Annotated in this window: 2 protein-coding genes; both read left to right on the top strand. The window is 34.0% G+C overall.

Annotated features, from left to right (window positions below; all coding sequences use genetic code 11):
- The first annotated feature begins 395 nt into the window (after positions 1-395).
- Positions 396-1,661, top strand: a complete 1,266-nt coding sequence (locus Q0998_RS19160; protein ID WP_299673034.1) for a DNA cytosine methyltransferase — start codon at positions 396-398, stop codon at positions 1,659-1,661.
- Positions 1,658-2,737 (top strand): HpaII family restriction endonuclease, encoded by a 1,080-nt coding sequence (locus Q0998_RS19155; RefSeq protein WP_299673031.1) that lies wholly within the window; start codon positions 1,658-1,660, stop codon positions 2,735-2,737. Before Q0998_RS19160 ends, Q0998_RS19155 begins: the two co-directional genes overlap by 4 nt.
- Positions 2,738-2,931 lie beyond the last annotated feature (194 nt).

Below are 2,931 nucleotides of genomic sequence, written 5' to 3'. Positions count from 1 at the left end.
GCATAAGGGACTTGCACCCTCTAGATTAATTATTTACCTTTCGGTAAATCAAAAGATGCCCATGCTGGGCACACACACCGTATAAAATTAATTGCTGGTTTTAGCCAATTTACGAAAGTCCTCGCGGACTTTCTATCTGTGATTTATTTGCTAACTTTAGTGCTTAAAACACGCAACTAATCTTATACAAACACGTTGTGTTTCATACAAAAAAAGCCAACGCACAAACAGCACATTTGGTTTTTGCCGACACATAAGCCAACTCTGAAAAAACCAAAAGAGCTGTTTCTTGCCTTTGCGCTCTAAAAAACCGTGAAAAGATTGTGAATAAAAATATAGAAACCGACCGACCAAAACAGCAAACTTTATTAACTTGTACGGTTAAATAAGAGATAATGATTAAAGAAAGAATTGACATAGAAAACATTGACGGACAACTATTTGAAATAAAAGTAGTTGACCCAGACAATTCTAAACCTGCTTCTTTTACGCATTATTTGCATAATCATAAAAATGGAGTTTCTCAATTTTACAAAAAAGATGCTCTTTCTTACGTAAAAGAAATTCTTGAAAAAGAATATCCAACCGAAAAAGTCACAAATGAAGTTGCTGAAGAAGCTCTTCAATATTTAATTTTTGACCTCAATAAATCTGTTCCTTTTCCAGCACCCGAAGAACCGAAATTTAAGTTTATCGACCTTTTTGCCGGAATTGGGGGATTTCGTTTAGCATTTCAAAATCTTGAAGGAAAGTGTGTTTTCACAAGCGAATGGGACAAATATTCTAAACAAACGTACAAAGCAAATTTTGGAGAAATTCCGTTTGGAGACATAACCAAACCTGAAACAAAAAATTATATTCCAGATAATTTTGATGTGCTATGTGCAGGTTTTCCCTGCCAGGCATTTTCAATTGCAGGAAGACGTGGCGGGTTTGAAGATACAAGAGGAACATTGTTTTTTGACGTGGCAGAAATCATAAAAAAGAAACAACCAAAAGCTATTTTTCTCGAAAATGTAAAAGGTTTAAGGAACCACGACAAAGGAAAAACATTAGCGACAATTTTAAATGTACTTCGAGAAGATTTAGGCTATTTTGTTCCTGAACCTCAAATATTAAATGCTAAAGAATTTGGCGTTCCCCAAAATCGTGAACGAATTTTTATCGTAGGTTTCCGCAAGGATTTAGGAATAACAGATTTTCAGTATCCAGAACCGACTAATAAAAACGCAGTTTTAGACGATATTTTGGAAGAAGAAGAAGTTTCTGTAAAATATTACTTATCGACAACATACGTCCAAACTTTAAAAAACCACAGAGCAAGACACGAAAGCAAAGGCAATGGATTTGGTTACGAAATAATTCCAAATGATGGAACTGCAAATGCAGTTGTTTGTGGTGGAATGGGCAGAGAACGAAATTTAGTTTTTGATGATAGACTGACAAATTTTAAACCAATAACTAACATTTCAGGAAAAGTGAACCGAGAAGGAATTAGAAAAATGACACCACGAGAATGGGCAAGGTTACAAGGCTTTCCAGACAATTTTAAAATCATAGTTTCAGACGCACAAGCATATAAACAATTCGGAAATTCAGTTGCAGTTCCCGCAATTCAAGCAACAGCGGAAAAAATAATAGAAAAACTTAACTGCAAATGATTACAGGAAATAAGGGAGAATGGAGCGAAATTTATGCGCTTTTCAAATTATTAGGCGACAAACAATTATTTCTCGGAAACAAAGACATAGAAAAATTAGAAGGTTTAGTTTACCCAATTATCAAAATACTTCGCACCGAAAACAACGGTAATTTTGAATATTCAATCCAAGATGAGATTATTTTAGTTTCGGGTGATGAAGAAGTTTTAAAAATCCCTATTTCAGACTTTAAAGACAAAGCTTTTTTTCTTTTAAATTCAATCAAACAAAATAAAGAAAGGACTTTTTCAGTTCCAGAAATTGAGGAATTTATGCAATCCATAAATTGTATTTCCTTAAAAGCTAGTTCTACTGCAAAAACTGATATTACGATTGTTGTTCACGACCAAAGAGCGAATCAACAGCCGACATTAGGTTTTAGTATAAAATCACAACTTGGAAGCCCTTCTACTCTATTAAATGCAGGTAAAACGACAAACTTTATTTATAAAATTGTTGGTGCAAATTTAACTGAAAACGAAATTGAACAAATCAATTCAATCGCTTCGAGAAGTAAAATAATGGATAGAATTGTTCAAATTCAAAAGAATGGTGGGCAATTTGATTTTATAAAAACAGAACGACAAATATTTTCAAATAATCTAGTTCTAATAGACAGTTTACTACCAGAGATTTTATCGCAAATCGTTTTTGATTTTTATTCAAGTGAGTTTTCACATTTGACCGATTTAGTAAATAAAACAGCTGACCGAAATCCATTAAACTTCGACATTGAGAACGAGCATAAGTTTTATGAATACAAAATAAAACGCTTCTTGACAGATGTTGCATTAGGAATGATGCCTTCGCAAGTTTGGACAGGAAAATATGATGCAACCGGTGGATATTTAATCGTCAAAGAAAATGGAGACATTTTATGTTATCATATTTACAACAGAAATGAATTTGAGGATTACTTGCTAAATAATACAAAGCTCGACACAGCAAGTTCTTCTCGACACGGATTTGGAGAAATATATGAGGAAAACGGAGAGTTATATTTTAATCTGAATTTACAAATTAGGTTTACAAAATAACCAACGCTAAAAGCCATACACATTTGCAATTCGCTACAGCCGATACACAAGCCAAAATTGCAAAAGAGTATGTCTTTGCCAACGCTACAAACAGAACGGAAAATAAAGTACGAAAACACAATCGAGTAGACGGCTCTGCCAGAAACTGACAGAGTGCGCCTCTCACACCACCGTACGTACGGGTCTCGTATACG

It is taken from the genome of uncultured Polaribacter sp., from assembly GCF_947501385.1.
In the GTDB taxonomy this organism is placed as follows: Bacteria; Bacteroidota; Bacteroidia; order Flavobacteriales; family Flavobacteriaceae; genus Polaribacter.
The sequence above is the reverse complement of the archived record's forward strand: the minus strand, read 5'-3'. Positions and strand labels throughout refer to the sequence as shown.